Origin of the sequence: Spirosoma validum (assembly GCF_014699035.1) — a bacterium.
In the GTDB taxonomy this organism is placed as follows: domain Bacteria; phylum Bacteroidota; class Bacteroidia; order Cytophagales; family Spirosomataceae; genus Spirosoma; species Spirosoma validum.
Window position 1 is genome coordinate 135,399 of the sequence record NZ_JACXAA010000015.1, and the last position, 18,440, is coordinate 153,838.

An 18,440-nucleotide genomic window follows, 5' to 3' on the forward strand; every position below is an offset into this window, starting at 1 on the left:
CGGACCAGGAGCGGGAACACCCGTCCGATCGATCCGGCACTACATTAGCTAATCAGTACCGAGCGGTACATATCCAGATTCTTGATGACTTCACCTGTGCCTTTCACAACGGCCTTAAGCGGGTCATCAGCTACGTGAATTGGCAACTTGGTTTTAGCACCCAGTCGTTTATCGAGACCGTGCAGCAACGCACCCCCACCCGTCAGGTGAATGCCGTTCGTATAAATATCGGCCGACAATTCCGGTGGTGAAATTTCAAGGGCTTTCATCGTAGCCTCTTCAATTTTGGAGATCGACTTATCGAGCGCATAGGCAATTTCGCTATACGTTACTTTAATCTCCTTCGGAATACCCGTCATCAAATCACGACCGCGGATTTCGTAGTCCGATGGTGGGTTGTCGAGTTCGGGCAGGGCTGAGCCAACTTCCATTTTGATTTGCTCCGCCGAGCGTTCACCAATCAGCAGGTTGTGTTCCCGACGCATGTAATCGACAATATCACGGGTAAATACGTCCCCGGCTATACGTATCGACTGCTCGCAGACAATACCAGATAACGCAATGACCGCAATTTCAGTCGTTCCCCCACCGATATCGACAATCATCGTGCCGTTAGGCTGAGTGATGTCGATGCCAATTCCGATAGCAGCTGCGATGGGTTCGTGAACCATGTATACTTCTTTCGCCCCGGCGTGCTCAGCGGAATCTTTTACAGCCCGCTTCTCCACCTCCGTAATCCCCGATGGAATACAAATTACCATCCGGTGCGATGGCGAAAAGAGTTTGCTACCCGTATCTATCATTTTGATCATCCCCCGAATCATCAGCTCGGCGGCTGTAAAATCGGCAATAACACCGTCTTTCAGGGGACGAATCGTCTTAATATTTTCGTTTGTCTTTTCGTGCATTTGCATGGCCTTGTGGCCAATCGCCAGCACCTTACCGCTGACCTTGTCCATGGCAATAATCGAAGGCTCATCCACCACAATCCGATCCTTGTGAATGATCAAGGTGTTCGCCGTGCCCAGATCAATTGCAATGTCGCTGGTTAGAAAATTAAAAAGTCCCATTAGTATGTCAAACGCAGAAAGCCTTATTACAAGTACAGTTTTTTAAAAGTTTGCAAAAATAGAGATTATTCAAGAGAAACGCATTGCCGTCATTTGTGATTAGTCAATCGTAATCAGTGGTTTCTATATAATAAACACAAACGGTTACCAACGAACGACTAACCATTCTTTAGTTTTACCTTTGTTGTGTTATGGGAATTCGTTCAGTTGTCAGTACGCCTTTTGCCAAGTGGGTTGTCGAGCGCCAGCAGGCCTGGATGTATCAACCCGCCGAGGCTCAGCAACGCTGGTTCCGGCAGTTAGTCGATGGCGGACGTAATACGGTTTTTGGTCGTGATCATCATCTTAGAGACGTGCAAACAGTCGAAGAGTTTCGGCAGGCTGTTCCGGTACGTGACTACGAAGATCTAAAACCGTACATTGACCAGATTCTCTATGGTGAAACTGACGTACTCTGGAAGGGCAAACCTTTATATTTTGCTAAAACATCAGGCACTACATCGGGCACTAAATACATTCCGATTACGCAGGAGTCCATTCCCAATCACATCAATTCAGCACGCGACGCTTTACTGAACTACATTCATGAAACGGGAAACAGTGCATTCCTGGACAAGAAACTAATTTTTCTATCCGGCAGTCCCGAGCTTACGCAAAAGGCAGGCATCAACATCGGGCGCTTATCGGGTATTGTCAATCACCACGTACCGGCTTATCTACGTACCAACCAATTACCCAGCTACGAAACCAACACGATCGACGACTGGGAGACAAAGCTAGAACGAATCATCGACGAAACGCTGCCGCAACCCATGTCGCTGATTTCGGGGATTCCGCCCTGGGTGCAGATGTATTTCGACCGCATTCAGGAACGTACTGGCAAATTGATCAAAGACGTTTTCCCTGATTTTTCGCTGTTCGTATACGGCGGTGTTAATTTCGAGCCGTATCGCGCTAAATTGTACGAGAGCATTGGTAAGCGCGTCGACTCCATCGAGACCTACCCAGCTTCCGAAGGCTTCATTGCGTTTCAGGATACACAAACGGAGGAAGGCTTATTGATGCTGTTAGACAGCGGCATTTTCTTTGAATTTATTGCTGCCGACGAGTTCTTCACCGAAAATCCACGCCGACTAACGATCGAAGAAGTGGAGTTAGGCAAAAACTACGCCGTCATTATCAACAACAACGCTGGTTTATGGGGTTATTCGCTCGGCGACACAGTTAAGTTCGTATCCCGGGAACCATATCGACTATTGGTAACAGGACGTATCAAACACTTCATTTCTGCGTTTGGCGAACACGTAATTGGCGAGGAAGTTGAGAAGGCGTTGAAAGACGCTATGCAGAAGCATCCCGAAACCGAAGTCGTTGAATTCACTGTAGCGCCGATGGTTAGCCCGAAAGAAGGCCTGCCATATCACGAATGGCTAATCGAGTTCGCTACGCCCCCGCACGACCTAACCGCCTTCGCACAGGATGTAGATAATCGCCTGATTGAACTGAACGTTTATTATGACGACCTCATTACGGGTTCTATCCTGCAACCACTACGTCTGACAAGCCTACCACGCGGAGCTTTTCAGCGATACATGAAATCACAAGGTAAATTGGGCGGACAAAACAAAGTACCGCGTCTGGCGAATGATCGGAAAATTGCGGATGGATTACTGGAGATTAGACAAACGGTTTAAGAAAGTTTAAAAAATGAGAGCAGAGCTCGTGAATCGCGAATTTATTCTGGAGACGCTTAAGGCTAACCGCGAACGTTTGCAAAAAGAATTTGGCATTGAACGTATCGGCCTTTATGGAAGTTTTGCCCGGAATGAACAGAATGAGAAGAGTGATATTGATCTGGTGTATGATTTAAAATCAAACGTCAAATTGGTCTAGGCCGAAAAAGAGCGACTGCACCGTATTCTGAGACGAAAACTCTATAGAAAAATGGATTTAGTTGATAGTCGATTTATGAATCCATTCATAGAATACAAAATGGAAAAAGACGTGATTTATGTACAGTGATAACAACCTGGTATACATTTTTACTATGCTGGAATGTGCAGAAAAGATTTTCATTTACGCACACAATTATCTTGACGCAGAAGAATTAGCCTGGGACGCTGATCAAAGAGATTTCAATGCAATCTGGGCACTTTTATTAGTCATCGGTGAAGAATCTAAAAAAATAGAATCAGATTTAAAGAAAGAGTTTCAACAAATTCCCTGGCCAAACATAGCCGGTATGCGAAATTATCTGGCGCACGATTATAGTGGTATTGACCATGAGCGAGTCTGGGAAGTAATTAAAGCGACCCTACCTGACTTAAAAGATGTCTTGATCACGATGATTGATCGCATAACCTATCCTCAGGAGAGTCTAATCCGAGCATTAGACTCTCCTTATTACCAACACATTCAACACCTCCGCGATAAGCTTATTAAATGACCGAAATAAAAAAACGCCATATCGCCATCCTCGGCTCAACGGGTTCCATCGGGACGCAGGCTGTCGACGTGATCAAGAATCACCCCGACCAATTTCAGGTTGAGGTACTGACAACGAATAATAATGCCGAATTGCTCATTCAGCAGGCCGTTGAGTTGAAACCCAACGTAGTGGTTATCTGCAATGAGACGTATTACGACCGGGTGTTCGCAGCACTTGATCCTCTCAATATAAAAGTTTACGCAGGTGCAAAAGCCATTGCTTCTGTTGTGCAGATGGATACGGTCGACATGGTTTTAACCGCCATGGTGGGTTATGCCGGTCTTTTGCCAACCATTAAAGCCATCGAAGCTGGAAAATCCATTGCCTTGGCTAATAAAGAAACGCTGGTCGTAGCGGGTGAACTCATCACACAACTAGCCGCACAAAAAGGCGTTAACATTTACCCAGTCGATTCGGAGCACTCAGCCATTTTTCAGTGCCTGGTTGGTGAATTTCACAACCCGATCGAGAAAATTATCCTGACCGCTTCGGGAGGACCGTTCAGAGGTAAGTCGCAGGAATTTTTGTCGACGGTTACGAAATCGCAGGCGTTGAAGCATCCGAACTGGACAATGGGCGCAAAAATTACAATCGACTCCGCTACGTTGATGAATAAAGGACTGGAGGTAATCGAAGCCAAGTGGCTCTTCGGACTTCGTGCGAACCAGATCGACGTAGTGGTGCATCCGCAGAGTATTATTCATTCGCTGGTGCAGTTCGAAGACGGAAGTTTGAAAGCACAGATGGGCTTGCCCGACATGCGCTTGCCGATTCAGTTTGCGCTGGGTTACCCAAATCGATTAAAATCTGATTTTCCCAGATTTAATTTTCTGGATTACCCAGCCCTAACGTTTGAGCAGCCTGACCTGGAAACGTTCCGCAATCTGCAACTCGCGTTCGATGCGCTTGGTCGGGGCGGTAATGCACCTTGTATCATCAATGCTGCCAATGAAGTAGCCGTAGACGCCTTCCTGCATGACCAAATCAGTTTCCTTGAGATTTCGGAAATTATCGAATCATGTTTAGCCAAAACGACATTCGTTCAGAGCCCAACGTATGACGATTATGTCAGGACAGACGAAGAAGCACGCCAACTGGCTTTGGCGCGAATTAAAAGTTTAGTTTAGCTGTTTGCATTATATCAATCTAGTTTAGCGTTTTCATTTACATGACATACTGGGTCTGGTTTATAGTTGGCATTATTCTTGGTACCATTGTGCTACGAGCCTTGAGGAATCGGACCAAATAATTATCCTCAACTAGACTATTATCTTCGTTCTGAATACATGGAAATTTTAGTGATGGCCGGACAGCTTATTCTGGGCTTGTCCATCTTAGTAGGTTTACACGAATTAGGCCACCTGCTGGCAGCCAAAGCGTTTGGTATGCGGGTCGAACAGTACTTTATTGGATTCCCGCCCAAAATATGGAGCATCAAACGGGGCGAAACGGAGTACGGTGTCGGGGCCATTCCGCTAGGTGGCTTCGTCAAAATTTCGGGAATGATCGATGAGTCGCTGGACACGGCTCATACAGATACGGAACCAAAACCCTACGAATTCCGCTCGAAACCAGCGTGGCAGCGGCTTATCGTGATGCTTGGTGGTATCATCGTCAACGTCATCGTCGGGATCATGATTTTCGTTATCATAGCCTACAAAAACGGCAATACGTATCTGGCTGCAAAAGACGCTAAATACGGTATTGTTGCATACGATCTGGCGAAGAGTATTGGCCTACGTACCGGCGATAAAATTGTAAAAGTGAACGGTAAAGAAATTACCGACTTTAACGAAATCCGCGGTTCTGACGTGTTTCTAGGGGATAACAGCTCCTACACGGTAGAACGTAACGGCAAGCTGGAAGACATTTACATCCCCAATAATTTTGTGGATAAATTGGCTGATAAAAAAGCATCTGGCCAGTTTATAGAGCCAATTGAACCGTTTAAAGTAGCCGAACTAGTGCCAAGTCAACCGGCAAGTAAGGCAGGTCTGAAAGCAGGCGACGTAATCACCAGCGCTAATGGCAAACCGATCCAGTTCTATCACGAATTTACCGAGATTGTGAAGCCGTTGAAAAATAAGCCGTTGACGCTCACTGTTAACCGAAGCGGGAAGATTGATACGCTTAAAATGACAACAACGGAAGAAGGAACGATCGGTTTTTATCCAGAGTTTCTACTGCCGTTTACCAAACAGGAATACACGTTTGGTGAAGCCCTGAGCGTCGGAACGAAAAAAGCGTTTCAGGTTGTGTTCGATAACATAAAAGGATTCGGAAAGATTTTCCGGGGTGAAGTGTCTGCCTCTAAAGCGCTGAGTGGCCCGATTGGTATTGCGCAGAATCTCTTCGGTGGCATCTGGGTTTGGGATCGTTTCTGGACCGTAACAGGCTTACTATCGATGGCGCTTGCCTTTATGAACGCCCTGCCAATTCCAGCCCTTGACGGTGGTCATGCAACAATTCTTGGCTATGAAATCATCTCGGGCCGTAAACCTTCCGATCGGTTCCTGGAAGGTGCACAACGTGTCGGTATGGTCATTCTGCTGGGTCTAATGGCGTTTGCTATTTTCAACGACGTCTTTAAAGCAGTTTTTTAAGTGTTGACACTCAATAAACGCTTAACGATTTTAACACTGTTGGTGGCCGGTTGCCTGATGGGCAGTCGGCCACTGACGCTTCATGATTTTCATGCCAGCGTTACCCAAATGCAGTATAATCCGAAAGAGCGCGTATTTGAGATCAGCATTCGCATCTTTACAGATGATTTTGAAAAAGGACTTTCGGCGGCTGTAGGTAGCCGGGTCAATTTAAACGGATCGCCAGGTTCAGACAATAAAATTGACCCGGTTATCGAGAAATACGTTCACGCTCATTTCGCTTACTCGAGCCCGCAGAAGCAACCGAAACCAATAAAATACGTAGGGCATGAAACGGAAGCCGATGCCCACTGGCTGTATCTTGAAATGCCATATGCTGAACCCTTTCGAGGTGGTTTACTGAAGCAGAACGTATTGATGGAGCTCTTTGACGATCAGGTCAATATGGTGAATATTCAGTATCAGGGTCAGAAGAAGACGTTCGTTTTTCGAAAAAATCAGCCGATTCAGGATCTTTCATTCGATTAATAAATTTTTGTAACTACTCGCTAGTCTATTTAGTTAATTTTGCAATTGCCGCAACCATGCTGTCAGCTGGTCATTATGTACTAGATTGGCACAACCCTTGCGACTATCTCTTATCCCCTCTTTTCCGTAAGTTTAAGCACCTACCACGTAATGAAAGCTGTCAGTTTGGCAGTGTACTTATGATTTCAGAAAAAGAATTAGCTACCCGTTTGTTGCTGGCCGATTTTGACTCGGACAATTTAGAAATTGTGCCGCTCGGTTCGCCAGAAGGGTTAGATGAAGATTATGATTTACCGGCGAATCTCCCCATTCTGCCGGTTCGCAATACAGTTTTGTTTCCAGGTATGGTAATTCCCGTTACGGTTGGACGGGCAAAGTCGATTCGATTGGTCAAAAAAGCGTATAAAGGCAATCGAATTATTGGGGTATCTGCTCAACTCAATCAACAAAAAGACGAACCGACCGCCGATGATCTCTATCGGTTCGGAACGGTAGCCTATATTATCAAAATGATCACGTTGCCCGATGGGAACATCACGATTATTATTCAGGGCAAAAAACGTTTTGAGATTCAGGAGATTACTCAGGAAGAACCCTTCATGACGGCGCAGGTGCGTCAGATTGATGATTCGTTTCCGAATGTCAATAAAAAAGAAGGCAAAGCGCTTTTGCAATCACTGAAAGATGCCGCCTACAAAACACTACGTCTTAATCCAGAAATTCCACAGGAAGCCCGCATTGCGCTCGACAATATCGAAAGCCCAACCTTTCTGCTGCATTTTCTGTCATCGAACCTCAATGCCGATGTAGCTGATAAACAGCGCCTTCTGGAATTGGCAGATGGCAATCAACAGGCCAATCTGTTGCTTGAGTATATGCTCCGTGAGGTACAGTTACTCGAATTGAAGCGGGAAATTCAATCCAAAGCTTCGTCGGACCTTGATCAGCAGCAGCGTGATTATTATTTGCGTCAGCAGATGAAGGTCCTGCAGGATGAGTTGGGAATAGATAATCCTGACCGCGAGATCGATGAACTCCGCATGAAAGCCGACCGAAAAAAATGGCCAACCGAAGTACGTAGCCATTTCGATAAGGAACTGAATAAGCTGCAACGTATCAACCCGATGGCTCCGGAGTATCCGGTGACGATGAACTACGTCGAGTTGATGGTTGACTTACCTTGGAGTGAGTACACGAAAGATAACTTCGACCTGAAACGAGCGCAGAAAATTCTGGACGCAGATCACTTTGGGCTGGAAAAAGTGAAAGAACGGATTATTGAATACCTCGCCGTTCTGAAACTAAAAAACGACATGAAGGCTCCGATCCTCTGCCTTTACGGACCTCCGGGCGTGGGTAAAACCTCACTGGGCAAGTCAATAGCCAAGGCATTAGGTCGGAAATATAGCCGAATGGCATTGGGTGGTGTTCATGATGAAGCTGAAATTCGCGGTCACCGCAAAACGTATATCGGTGCCATGCCGGGCAAGATTATTCAGAACATTCGCAAGTGCGGCACGGCCAATCCGGTCTTTATCTTAGATGAGATTGACAAGGTAAGCTCTGACTTTCGGGGTGATCCGTCATCTGCCCTGCTCGAAGTTCTCGATCCAGAGCAGAACTCAACGTTCATGGATAACTACTTGGAGACGGAGTTTGACCTGTCTCGGGTATTGTTCGTTGCTACGGCTAACTCACTCGATACGATCCACCCCGCCCTGCGCGACCGGATGGAAATCATCGATATTGCAGGCTATACCGTTGAAGAGAAAGTCCAGATTGCCAAGAAATACCTGATTCCGAAGCAGCGCAAAGACCACGGTCTGAACAACAAGGATCTGGCAATTGAGGATAAAGCTATTCTGCGCATTATTGAAGGATATACCCGCGAATCGGGCGTTCGGAATCTGGAGCAGAAAATCGGGGCGTTGATCCGTAAGGTTGCTAAATCCATTGCGATGGAAGAGGAATACAACCACACGGTCAAAGCTGTTGATATTCCTAAATTGCTCGGTGCCGAGATTTTTGACAAGGAACTTTATGCTGACGACGATATTGCCGGTATCGTAACGGGTTTAGCCTGGACACAGGTAGGAGGAGAAATTCTGCTCATCGAATCGAGCCTGAGCCGTGGAAAAGGGGTGTTGACCTTATCCGGGCAATTAGGTGACGTCATGAAAGAATCGGCTGTAACGGCTCTCTCCTACCTCAAAGCCCATGCCGATGAGTTAGGAATCGACTATCGGGTTTTTACTTGTTACGATCTGCATATTCACATTCCAGCGGGTGCGGTTCCTAAAGACGGTCCGTCAGCAGGGATTACCATGCTTACGTCCATGACATCGATCTACACCCAGCGTAAGGTTAAGCCGTACATCGCTATGACCGGCGAGGTAACGCTACGGGGTAAAGTGCTGCCTGTTGGTGGGATCAAGGAAAAAATTCTGGCAGCTAATCGAGCGGGGGTTAAAGAGATTATTCTTTGCTCGAAGAACCGGAAGGACATTGAGGAAATTAACCAGTCTTATATCAAAGACCTGTCGTTTCACTACGTTGACACAGTCGACCAGGTACTCGATATAGCTTTGTTACCGGGTCAGGTAGGCAAGCCCATGAAGTTTGTGCTGCCCGAAGAGAAGGAGCAGAGTGAAGTTGAAAAAGTGTATTAATTATGGCTTAGGGGCTGTTCATATCTAACAGCCCTTCGTTTATATACGTCAACAGCCGACCCTGGCGGACGGCATTACAACTGTAGTGCTGTGCTCCAGGGTCGGCTGTTCCGTTAAGACGCGAGTTTGTAGCTGTTTCTTCGTTCACATGAACTAACTTGTAATTTGCAGTTTCATTCGTGCTCGACTTTCAAAAACTCTCCGCCCAATACCAGCAGGCTTTGTTACGCCAGGTTGTACCCTTCTGGCTCAAACATAGCCGGGATGGTCAGTGCGGAGGGTATTCTGATATGCTTACCGCAACGGGAGAAGCTGTTGACGGCGATAAGTTTGTTACGTTGCAAGCTCAGCAATTATGGGCCTTTTCCTGGCTCCATAACACGTTCGATGGGCAATCGGCCTGGCTCGACCATGCCCGACATGGCGCCAATTTTTTAAACCAATTTGCGCACGATGCTACCCTGAATTGTTACAGTCAGCTCGACCGCAGAGGCCGTCCCGTTACGTCGGCCAGCACTCCCGTACCGGACTGCTATCTGGTTATGGCTTATGCTCAATTCCACAAAAGCACAGCGGAAGACGAATGGGCAATGTTGGCTAAGCAGACGTTTTCGAACGTGATGAAACGTCGCGAAGTCACTCGTCTTGAGCAATCAACCGCAATAGGTGGTTTTCGACAACTTCAGCATTTGAGCGAACCGATAGCTGTGCTCAAAGCCACGCTGGAAATGCAGCCCCTGTTGGATGAAGAGACATGGAAACAAAACATCGATCTTGTTTTACTGGAGATCCTTTATGAGTTCGTCGACCGACGTAGCGATATTCTTCGGGAATACGTACTGCCCGAAGGCGCATTCTCAAATACGCCCGAAGGCCGACGACTTAATGTTGGTTTGACCTTCCAGACCGCTAATTATTTATTTGATCTTTATGCCAAAAGCAGGTTAATGAAAACGGCTCAGCCCGGACCAGTTAATCGTAAGCTGGCTACGCAGGTCGTTACGTGGTGTTTGCAACTGTGTGAGCAAGCCTGGGATGAGACGACGTCGGGATTAAATCAGTACGTTGACTGTAAAGGAGCCCCCTTCATTTTTCCGGACTGGCAGCAAAAATGGGCCTGGGTTCATATCGAGGCCATTGCTGCATTACTAAAAGGATACGTTCATACCCGAAATCCCGACTGTTTGAAATGGTTTAAACGCATCCACGATTATACCTTTCAATATTTCCCTGACTTAAAACACACAGGTTGGCATGTGGTTATTGACCAGCACGGACAACCACTGTTGCCGGTCAAAGCTCTTCCATCACTTGGTTGCTATTCACTGATTCGGTGTTTAGCCGAAACGGCGCAGACGCTGATGAAATGTGAGCCTTTGCAACCTGCAAGCCGGACAAATGCTGAACTTTTCATTGGCAGTCAGTCAACGCGTCAGACAACGTAACCGTAATCGTTGAAGATAGGTCGCCAGAAATCGAGATCGTAAACATCCCAGGCATGGCACCCCATAGGCAATTCACCATGGTTTATGACCAGGCTTTCACGAGGTTCCATTTCTACGGCAAATTTTAGCGCTTCGTGAGGGTCAGGAAGATTCATCAGACTCCGAAACGGCAATAACCTTGGGAAGTGCAGGGAGAAAAAGCTGTCCTCATTACCCGGCCAGGTCGGGAAAAAGCGGTGGTACACGTTTAATAAGTGTAAACACGCTTGAACCCGACGTAACGATAATCCGCCATTCAGCAACGGTTTTTGAAGAAGAAGCGACAATATTTCACGCAGCGATTTCCGGCTAGTACGCTTTGGCCGAATGTTCGAAAATTGAGGAGCACCTACATAATCGAATCCTTTCTGACACCAGGCCAGCAAGTCATCGCGAAAAATGAATACGTCTAACTGAGCAATGAGTATGTATTCATAAGCTGTAAACCGTTCGTAAAACGATTCGGAGCACAAAAGTCGATTATAGCCGCTGATGCCCTGAAAATACGTATCATCAAAAGCCTCGACCTGTAAGGCCGGGTAACTTTTCAATAAGTGGTCAATAGATAGACTATGGGGTTTGATCAGGAAAATCGGATGGCTGCTCAGTACCTTCAGGCATTGCTGAAACGAAATCAGCTCATGCGGGTTCATATGCGGTTTATAAACAGGTATGATGACAGCTACGGGCTTCATTGGTGCAAATAAGCAAACGAACGTATTGCTAGTAAACAGGCTTCATTAATCTTCCAGCAAATCACCGATTATGGTCAGCCACCAATGTCCGCCAAATAGTTGGTAATTTCCCCGCCCCAATTCGCGGAACACAGGAACTACACGACCAAACCGCCCTGCCGACAGTTTAGTTCGCTGGGCCAGGTGGTCCTGCATTCGTTTAAGCAGAACGATTTTGTGCTTATCAATATCTGTACGACTATTCAGAAGCTTATATAACTGATGGTATCGATCCGCTAACTGCAAAACGTAGACCATCTTACCTTCTCTGCCGCGTGTAAAGCGATCGCGCAGGGTTACCTTCTCACGGGCTGGCTTAAACCCAACCTGTTGCTGCGTATGTTGCCGATAGAAAATAAGGCACTCGTCGATAAACCCAATTTTCTCGTGAAGGGCCAAAATGAGCGCAATCCAGGCATCATGAATCAGAACCGGTACGTTTGTTGGAAACGGAATAATTGTGGGCAAGACAGAACGACGGACTGCCAACGTTGCTCCTGTTACAACGTAACTAAAGTACAGCATTTGATAAGCCTCACCCTGCAACCAGCGGGTTTGGGCCTCAGGCGTAAACTGCACTTCCTCCCAGATTTTTCGGCCCTGCGGCACAGAATCATCATTAATGATTTCAGCATCGGAGAAGACAGCATCCATGCTGGGATTATCGTGAAAATAAGCTTCCGTTTTTGATAGCCGGTCTTCACGCCAGACGTCGTCCTGATCAGCAAATGCGATAAGATCACCTGTACAGGCGCTCACGGCCCGTTCAAAACTTTTAGTAGAGCCTAAATTTTTCTGATTTTCATAGAATTTCACCGTAAACGGAACCGATTCGGCAAACTGACGGACAATATTCACTGTAGAATCAGTAGAGCCATCATCCACTACAATCAGTTCGTCGGGTAGCCGCTCCTGTTTAGCAATACTGGCCAGTTGTTCTAGTACGTAGCGTTCGCCGTTGTACGTGCACATGGCTATGGATATCGAAAAACTCTTCTTCATGAACGCAACATAAGTGCTGTTTAAAGCACGAAGACTCAATAAAGTCTTCGCAAAATAAGCCCCTTTTTGTCGAAATTCAGCAACTAGGCTACGTCTGTCGTATATATATCTTCCAGATTATCGAAGCGGTAGAACCATTAAATCGCGATTGTCAGCTTCGGCAGACAGGAATTTTATGGTTGCATCAGACCCAGATTGTATCGGGAGAGAAAAGGTATGCGATCCTCCAGACACAGATTCATCAACAAGCGTTTTTTGCTGCGTAGTATGAGTCGCATCAAGCTCATACAGACAGATTGTTAACTGACAATTAGCCTTTACGGTAATCCTTACCTGAGAACAATCCGTTTGTATACAAACAAATTCCGTTACTAATTTTTGAGTCTGTTGGTCAGAAAAGGCTACTTTAATTTGTTTAACCAACAGCGGAATGACCGGCGCTAAACCGTCCACGAAAAGTAGATTTGAATTCTGATCTGAAAAAGCAGCTTTGAGAAGTGCGTTCGTTGCCTCATCGACACCCCGGCCAAAAGCAACCAGATCAAAATCAGCGCCGTCAAAATTCAGACTTGCCTCTTCAACGGCACTAGTAGTTTGCACAAACAATCCTTCCTCTGTCAACGCCAATGCAAGATGAGCCAGTACGGTGGGATTGCGACCAATGAGTAATACGTTTTTGCCCATGATTTCACTACGTTATATCCAACAAAGACTTCACTTTTTTGAGAAGCTGATAACGAATAGACGCTTGAACACGGCAGAATACTTTACACAGCACTCATTTTCTATACCCATTGATGGCTCCCCGCACATTGCCAAACTGTTTCAATAGAGCTTCGGCTTCCTCACGATCAACACCGATTTCGTCCATAACCATTTTAGCTGCCCGGTCCTGTAATTTGATGTTTGTCAACTGCATATCAACCATCTTATTGCCTTTAACCCGACCCAACTGAATCATTACCGAAGTCGAAACCATGTTTAGCACCAGTTTCTGAGCGGTACCTGCTTTCATGCGTGTACTGCCCGTAACAAACTCTGGCCCTACAACTACTTCGACCGGAAACTCAGCCGCTTTGGCAACCGCCGATCCTTCATTACAGACGATACAGCCCGTTAAAAGGCCAGCTTTCCGAGCTTCCTGTAAGCCACCGATTACGTAAGGCGTCCGGCCTGAGGCTGCAATACCGATCACAGTATCCTGCTCATCGGGCTGATACGGTGCAATATCTTTCCAGGCTTGTTCGATATCATCCTCCGCAAACTCGACCGCTTTACGAATAGCGCCATCACCTCCGGCCATCAAGCCAATTACCAGATCATGGGGAACACCATAGGTTGGTGGACATTCTGATGCATCGACTACGCCAAGACGTCCGCTCGTGCCAGCGCCTATATAAATAAGTCTTCCGCCGGCCTTCATACGATTGACGATTTCTGTTACCAGGGCTTCGATCTGCGGAATCGCTTTTTCAACGGCTAAAGGAACCGTTTTGTCTTCTTGGTTGATATTCGTAAGCAAGTCGTGAACCGACATTTGCTCTAAATGATCGTAATGGGATGTTGTTTCAGTTGTCATATTCCAAAAGTAATACGAACGTATTTTAACAGACAAATAATCTGATTTTTCTTGCCTTTAAGAAAAACATACAGTTTATTTACAGCGTTATTACACCATCAGCGAAATTTCGCTAATTGTAAATATGCTTACCGAACAGCCAACCGTTGAGTTAAATCGCTTTAGCCGTGTTCTTACCCAGGAAGTCAGCAATCCCGCTGCCCAGGCTATGCTGTATGGGATCGGCCTTACCGAAGACGACATGCAGAAGCCCCAAATTGGTATTGCCAGCACGGGCTACGAAGGAAACACCTGCAATATGCACTTAAACGGTCTTTCCGTTTATGTAAAGCAAGGTATTCAGGCAAGCGGTCTGGTTGGTTTGATCTTCAACACCATTGGTGTATCCGACGGAATGACGAACGGGAACGACGGTATGCGATACTCACTCCCCAGTCGTGACCTGATCGCTGATTCTATTGAATCTGTAGTGGCGGCTCAGTGGTATGATGGCGTAGTAACCGTCGTTGGCTGCGACAAAAACATGCCCGGTGCAATCATGGCTATGGCCCGTCTGGAACGACCAGGGATTATGGTGTATGGTGGCACGATTCGTTCGGGTCACTATAAAGGACAGAAGTTAGATATTGTCTCGGCCTTTGAAGCGCTGGGCAAAAAATACGCGGGCAATATTTCCGATGAGGATTTTAAAGGGGTGGTACAAAATGCCATTCCAGGTGCGGGTGCCTGCGGGGGTATGTATACGGCCAACACAATGGCCAGCAGCATCGAAGCGATGGGCCTGAGCTTACCGTTCAGCAGTACCTACCCTGCTACGCACGAAGGCAAGCAGGAAGAATGCAAAAAAATCGGTGCAGCCATGCGCTTGTTGCTCGAACGCAACATTACGCCGAAAGAAATTATTACCCGTAAGTCGCTCGAAAATGCCTTAACCATTGTGATGGCGCTCGGTGGTTCGACCAATGCCGTATTGCATTATTTAGCCATTGCGCGGGCGGCAGGAATTCAGTTGACCCTTGATGAGATTCAGGCGATCAGCGATAAAACGCCATTACTTGCCGATTTGAAACCAAGCGGTAAGTATTATATGGAAGACATGCTGGCCATTGGCGGGGTTCCAGCCGTGATGAAATACCTGTATCAGAACGGGTTTATCCACGGCGATTGCCTAACCGTAACCGGAAAAACCGTAGCGGAAAATCTGGAAGAAGCAGCCGATTTGAATTTTGATACGCAGAAGATCGTCTTTCCCCTGAGCCAGCCTATCAAAGCAACGGGTCATATCCAGATTATGCGTGGTAATCTGTCGCCTACCGGAGCAGTTGCCAAGATTACCGGAAAGGAAGGGCTGACGTTTGAAGGCACGGCTAAAGTATGCGAACACGAAGGCGAAGTGATTGACGCGTTGTCAAAAGGTGAAATTCTTCCCGGACAAGTCCTTGTGATACGTAACGCAGGGCCTAAAGGTGGTCCGGGAATGAGCGAGATGTTGAAACCGACTTCAGCCATTATGGGAGCAGGTCTTGGCGACAAGGTAGCCTTAATTACCGATGGCCGTTTCTCCGGTGGAACGCATGGTTTCGTCGTCGGACACGTAACGCCCGAGGCTTACGAAGGTGGTCCGATTGCGCTCGTCCACGATGGAGACCGCATCACAATCGACGCCACTACGCGCGAACTGACGCTACATATTTCGGATGAAGAATTAGCTTACCGCAAAAGCGAATGGGTACAACCTGCTCCTCCTTTCACGAAAGGGGTACTGGGTAAATACATTCGGAATGTAAAATCAGCGAGTGAAGGCTGCGTAACCGATGAAGCGTAGTAAAAACAGAAAGTACTTTTGGGCAATGACAACAGCGACTCAAAATCAACAGATCATAAATTACTTAAAACCCTATCAGCCAGAACGAGTAGGAATATTTGGATCTTGGGCGCGTAGCGAAAATGGACCGAAAAGCGATTTAGATATTCTTGTTAAGTTAAGTAAGCCTGTTTCACTGCTGACGTTTGCGAGAATGGAGCGGGAACTATCCGAAACATTGAATATAAAAGTGGACCTGGTTTCTGAAAACGCACTTCAAAATGAACGCCTGCGACAGTATATTATGAGAGACTTACAAGAGATTAGCGGATGAAGGACGATAAAGTGTATTTAGAACACATCATAGATAGTCTCAAGAAAATTCTGAATTACGCCGAAGACCTATCTCTCGATGCCTTTCTAAATTACACAAAAACGCAGGATGCCTGCATTCGCCAATTAGAAGTGATTGGAGAAGCAACCAAGCAGCTGTCGAAACCATTACGGCAACGATTTATGCGTGCTCCCTGGAAAGATATGGCTGGTATGCGGGATAAACTGATTCATGATTACATTCAAGTCGATCTACTAATTGTATGGATAACCGTTTCAGAAGAAGCTACACCATTACTCATTGATATTGAACAGGTTTATAATACGTTGCTTATTGAAAGCAATAACACAACAAACTGAATACGACCTTAAAACCGATCAAGCGTCATGGAAGCAATTGCCAGCGTCATGCCGGAAGTTATCGAAACCATACCGGTTCCTACCTACATTAACGGTTCGCATGCGCTCATGCAGGCGCTTGTAGCCGAAGGTGTAGAAACCATTTTTGGCTATCCCGGTGGAGCTATTATGCCTGTTTACGACGCCCTGTATGATTTTCAGGAACGTATCAATCACATTCTGGTGCGTCATGAACAGGGTGCCGGTCACGCGGCCGAAGGGTATGCCCGCGTAACGGGTCGTGCAGGTGTTTGTCTTGTCACGTCAGGTCCCGGAGCCACGAACCTTGTTACTGCCATTGCAGATGCTCTGATCGATTCCACGCCAATGGTGTGCATTGTCGGGCAGGTAGCGAAGAAGTTGCTGGGTACAGATGCGTTTCAGGAAGCCGACGTAATGGGGGTCACGATGCCCATTACGAAATGGAACTATCAGATTACCAGCGCCGACGAAGTTCCTGACATCATTTCCAAGGCCTTTTACATTGCCCAATCAGGACGCCCTGGCCCGGTGTTGATCGATATTACGAAGAGTGCGCAGCTTGAGCTGATGACAAAGCCGTTCACCTACGAGCGTTGCCAGACGATTATTAGCTATAAGCCACGTCGCATACCCAAGCAGGAGCAGGTCGAAGCCGCAGCTCAGTTGATTAACAACGCAAAAAAGCCGTATTTGCTGGTTGGTCATGGGGTTCAGATCGCTAAAGCCGAAGAAGAACTTAAAGCGTTTGCCGAAAAAACCGGTATTCCGGTTGCCACAACGCTTTTAGGTCAGTCTACCATTTCAACGGATCATCCGCTTTACGTTGGATGGCTGGGCATGCACGGTAATTACGGTCCCAATGTCATGACCGACGAAGCCGACATAATTATTGCAATCGGCATGCGTTTCGACGACCGTGTTACGGGCGATGCCAGTAAGTACATTAAGCAGGCTAAGGTTGTTCACATCGAGATTGACCCGTCAGAAATCGACAAAATCATTCATGCCGATGCACCGGTTGTGGGTGATGCTAAAGAAGCATTAAAAGCGCTATTACCGCTCGTACATCCGAACGATCACACCATATGGCGTAATGAGTTCAGGAAATACGATGCAATCGAAAACGAAGCTATCACCATACCAACACTGAACACGCCGTCCGGCAAAATTAGAATGGGTGAGGTGATCGATATGCTCTCGAGAAAAACGAAGGGCGAAGCCGTTTTGGTGACCGATGTAGGTCAGCATCAGATGATGGCCTCCCGTTATTACCAATTCCGTCGTCCAAATAGTTTAGTTACGTCGGGGGGTATGGGGACGATGGGCTTTGCTCTACCGGCCGCTTTTGGCGCACAGGTTGGCGCTCCGGATCGTCAGGTGGTGGCCATCATTGGTGATGGTTGTTTTCAAATGACCTTACAGGAACTCGGTACGATTGTCCAGAACAAACAGCCGGTTAAAGCAATCATCCTGAACAATAACTTTCTGGGCATGGTACGTCAGTGGCAGCAGTTGTTCCACGAGCGCCGATACTCGTTCGTGGAGTTGCAAAACCCTGATTTTATCACGATTGCCAGGGGATTTGGTATGGATGGACAGACCTGTAGCGAACGTGAGAATTTATCTACGGCTCTCGATACCATGCTCAATCACGACGGTCCTTTCCTGCTCGAAGTTATTGTCGAGACCGAAGAAAACGTTTTCCCGATGGTGCCCGCTGGTACAAGCGTTTCGCAAATAAGATTGAAATAGAAATTGACTGTGG

Annotated in this window: 17 protein-coding genes; 12 read left to right on the plus strand and 5 right to left on the minus strand. The window is 46.8% G+C overall.

Features of this window, described 5'->3' with window-relative positions; translation table 11 throughout:
• Positions 1–44: 44 nt before the first annotated feature.
• Positions 45–1,070 carry a rod shape-determining protein gene (locus IC230_RS29020; RefSeq protein WP_012930377.1) on the minus strand — a complete coding sequence of 342 codons (1,026 nt, stop codon included), beginning with the start codon at positions 1,068–1,070 and terminating at the stop codon, positions 45–47.
• A gap of 191 nt (positions 1,071–1,261) precedes the next feature.
• Between IC230_RS29020 and IC230_RS29025 the strand changes: the two genes are divergently transcribed.
• From IC230_RS29025 to IC230_RS29060, 8 genes are all read left to right on the plus strand, one after another.
• Positions 1,262–2,764 (plus strand): GH3 auxin-responsive promoter family protein, encoded by a 1,503-nt coding sequence (locus IC230_RS29025; protein WP_191042576.1) that lies wholly within the window; start codon positions 1,262–1,264, stop codon positions 2,762–2,764.
• A 13-nt stretch (positions 2,765–2,777) separates the two neighbouring features.
• Complete coding sequence (locus IC230_RS29030; protein ID WP_191042577.1) at positions 2,778–2,963, plus strand: nucleotidyltransferase family protein; 186 nt, start codon at positions 2,778–2,780, stop codon at positions 2,961–2,963.
• A 154-nt stretch (positions 2,964–3,117) separates the two neighbouring features.
• Entirely contained in the window at positions 3,118–3,516 is a 399-nt protein-coding gene (locus IC230_RS29035; protein ID WP_191042578.1) for a HepT-like ribonuclease domain-containing protein, read from the plus strand.
• Complete coding sequence (locus IC230_RS29040) at positions 3,513–4,685, plus strand: 1-deoxy-D-xylulose-5-phosphate reductoisomerase (RefSeq protein ID WP_191042579.1); 1,173 nt, start codon at positions 3,513–3,515, stop codon at positions 4,683–4,685. The genes IC230_RS29035 and IC230_RS29040 overlap by 4 nt, the downstream gene beginning before the upstream one ends.
• A gap of 159 nt (positions 4,686–4,844) precedes the next feature.
• Entirely contained in the window at positions 4,845–6,161 is a 1,317-nt protein-coding gene (gene rseP / locus IC230_RS29045; RefSeq protein WP_191042580.1) for an RIP metalloprotease RseP, read from the plus strand.
• Positions 6,162–6,689, plus strand: a complete 528-nt coding sequence (locus IC230_RS29050) for a DUF6702 family protein (RefSeq protein ID WP_317171865.1) — start codon at positions 6,162–6,164, stop codon at positions 6,687–6,689.
• 179 nt (positions 6,690–6,868) lie between these two features.
• Positions 6,869–9,358 carry an endopeptidase La gene (lon, locus tag IC230_RS29055; protein WP_191042581.1) on the plus strand — a complete coding sequence of 830 codons (2,490 nt, stop codon included), beginning with the start codon at positions 6,869–6,871 and terminating at the stop codon, positions 9,356–9,358.
• A gap of 179 nt (positions 9,359–9,537) precedes the next feature.
• Positions 9,538–10,803 (plus strand): AGE family epimerase/isomerase, encoded by a 1,266-nt coding sequence (locus tag IC230_RS29060; RefSeq protein ID WP_191042582.1) that lies wholly within the window; start codon positions 9,538–9,540, stop codon positions 10,801–10,803.
• Here IC230_RS29060 and IC230_RS29065 read toward each other — a convergent pair.
• The 4 genes from IC230_RS29065 to murQ all read right to left on the minus strand — a co-directional run bounded on the left by IC230_RS29065 (position 10,791) and on the right by murQ (position 14,157).
• A complete protein-coding gene (locus tag IC230_RS29065; protein WP_191042583.1) occupies positions 10,791–11,537 on the minus strand; it encodes a DUF5672 family protein in 747 nt (248 codons plus the stop codon). The two genes, IC230_RS29060 and IC230_RS29065, sit on opposite strands and share 13 nt — an antisense overlap.
• 45 nt (positions 11,538–11,582) lie before the next feature.
• Entirely contained in the window at positions 11,583–12,548 is a 966-nt protein-coding gene (locus tag IC230_RS29070) for a glycosyltransferase family 2 protein (protein WP_191042584.1), read from the minus strand.
• Positions 12,549–12,695: 147 nt separating this feature from the next.
• Positions 12,696–13,262, minus strand: a complete 567-nt coding sequence (locus tag IC230_RS29075; RefSeq protein WP_191042585.1) for a hypothetical protein — start codon at positions 13,260–13,262, stop codon at positions 12,696–12,698.
• 94 nt (positions 13,263–13,356) lie between these two features.
• On the minus strand, positions 13,357–14,157 hold the full coding sequence (gene murQ / locus IC230_RS29080) for an N-acetylmuramic acid 6-phosphate etherase (protein WP_191042586.1): 801 nt from the start codon (positions 14,155–14,157) through the stop codon (positions 13,357–13,359).
• A 124-nt stretch (positions 14,158–14,281) separates the two neighbouring features.
• On the opposite strand from murQ, the gene ilvD reads away from it, so the two are divergent.
• Genes ilvD through ilvB form a run of 4 tightly spaced genes read left to right on the plus strand, consistent with a single transcriptional unit; the run spans position 14,282 to position 18,427 of the window.
• A complete protein-coding gene (gene ilvD, locus IC230_RS29085) occupies positions 14,282–15,982 on the plus strand; it encodes a dihydroxy-acid dehydratase (protein WP_191042587.1) in 1,701 nt (566 codons plus the stop codon).
• The gene (locus IC230_RS29090; protein WP_223860916.1) at positions 15,972–16,295 is read left to right on the plus strand and encodes a nucleotidyltransferase family protein; all 324 of its coding nucleotides are present in this window, start codon (positions 15,972–15,974) and stop codon (positions 16,293–16,295) included. Before ilvD ends, IC230_RS29090 begins: the two co-directional genes overlap by 11 nt.
• Positions 16,292–16,654, plus strand: a complete 363-nt coding sequence (locus IC230_RS29095) for a HepT-like ribonuclease domain-containing protein (RefSeq protein WP_191042588.1) — start codon at positions 16,292–16,294, stop codon at positions 16,652–16,654. Before IC230_RS29090 ends, IC230_RS29095 begins: the two co-directional genes overlap by 4 nt.
• Before the next feature lie 27 nt (positions 16,655–16,681).
• Positions 16,682–18,427 carry a biosynthetic-type acetolactate synthase large subunit gene (ilvB, locus tag IC230_RS29100; protein WP_191042589.1) on the plus strand — a complete coding sequence of 582 codons (1,746 nt, stop codon included), beginning with the start codon at positions 16,682–16,684 and terminating at the stop codon, positions 18,425–18,427.
• Positions 18,428–18,440 lie beyond the last annotated feature (13 nt).

What these genes read in the sequence shown, in the direction of transcription:
- IC230_RS29030 (WP_191042577.1), top strand. Translation starts at nt 2,778, where the DNA reads ATGAGAGCAGAGCTCGTGAATCGCGAATTTATTCTGGAGACGCTTAAG.
- ilvB (WP_191042589.1), top strand. Translation starts at nt 16,682, where the DNA reads ATGGAAGCAATTGCCAGCGTCATGCCGGAAGTTATCGAAACCATACCG.
- IC230_RS29025 (WP_191042576.1), top strand. Translation starts at nt 1,262, where the DNA reads ATGGGAATTCGTTCAGTTGTCAGTACGCCTTTTGCCAAGTGGGTTGTC.
- IC230_RS29090 (WP_223860916.1), top strand. Translation starts at nt 15,972, where the DNA reads ATGAAGCGTAGTAAAAACAGAAAGTACTTTTGGGCAATGACAACAGCG.
- IC230_RS29020 (WP_012930377.1), bottom strand. Translation starts at nt 1,070, where the DNA reads ATGGGACTTTTTAATTTTCTAACCAGCGACATTGCAATTGATCTGGGC.
- murQ (WP_191042586.1), bottom strand. Translation starts at nt 14,157, where the DNA reads ATGACAACTGAAACAACATCCCATTACGATCATTTAGAGCAAATGTCG.
- IC230_RS29095 (WP_191042588.1), top strand. Translation starts at nt 16,292, where the DNA reads ATGAAGGACGATAAAGTGTATTTAGAACACATCATAGATAGTCTCAAG.
- lon (WP_191042581.1), top strand. Translation starts at nt 6,869, where the DNA reads ATGATTTCAGAAAAAGAATTAGCTACCCGTTTGTTGCTGGCCGATTTT.
- rseP (WP_191042580.1), top strand. Translation starts at nt 4,845, where the DNA reads ATGGAAATTTTAGTGATGGCCGGACAGCTTATTCTGGGCTTGTCCATC.
- IC230_RS29065 (WP_191042583.1), bottom strand. Translation starts at nt 11,537, where the DNA reads ATGAAGCCCGTAGCTGTCATCATACCTGTTTATAAACCGCATATGAAC.
- ilvD (WP_191042587.1), top strand. Translation starts at nt 14,282, where the DNA reads ATGCTTACCGAACAGCCAACCGTTGAGTTAAATCGCTTTAGCCGTGTT.
- IC230_RS29040 (WP_191042579.1), top strand. Translation starts at nt 3,513, where the DNA reads ATGACCGAAATAAAAAAACGCCATATCGCCATCCTCGGCTCAACGGGT.
- IC230_RS29070 (WP_191042584.1), bottom strand. Translation starts at nt 12,548, where the DNA reads ATGTGCACGTACAACGGCGAACGCTACGTACTAGAACAACTGGCCAGT.
- IC230_RS29035 (WP_191042578.1), top strand. Translation starts at nt 3,118, where the DNA reads ATGCTGGAATGTGCAGAAAAGATTTTCATTTACGCACACAATTATCTT.
- IC230_RS29075 (WP_191042585.1), bottom strand. Translation starts at nt 13,262, where the DNA reads ATGGGCAAAAACGTATTACTCATTGGTCGCAATCCCACCGTACTGGCT.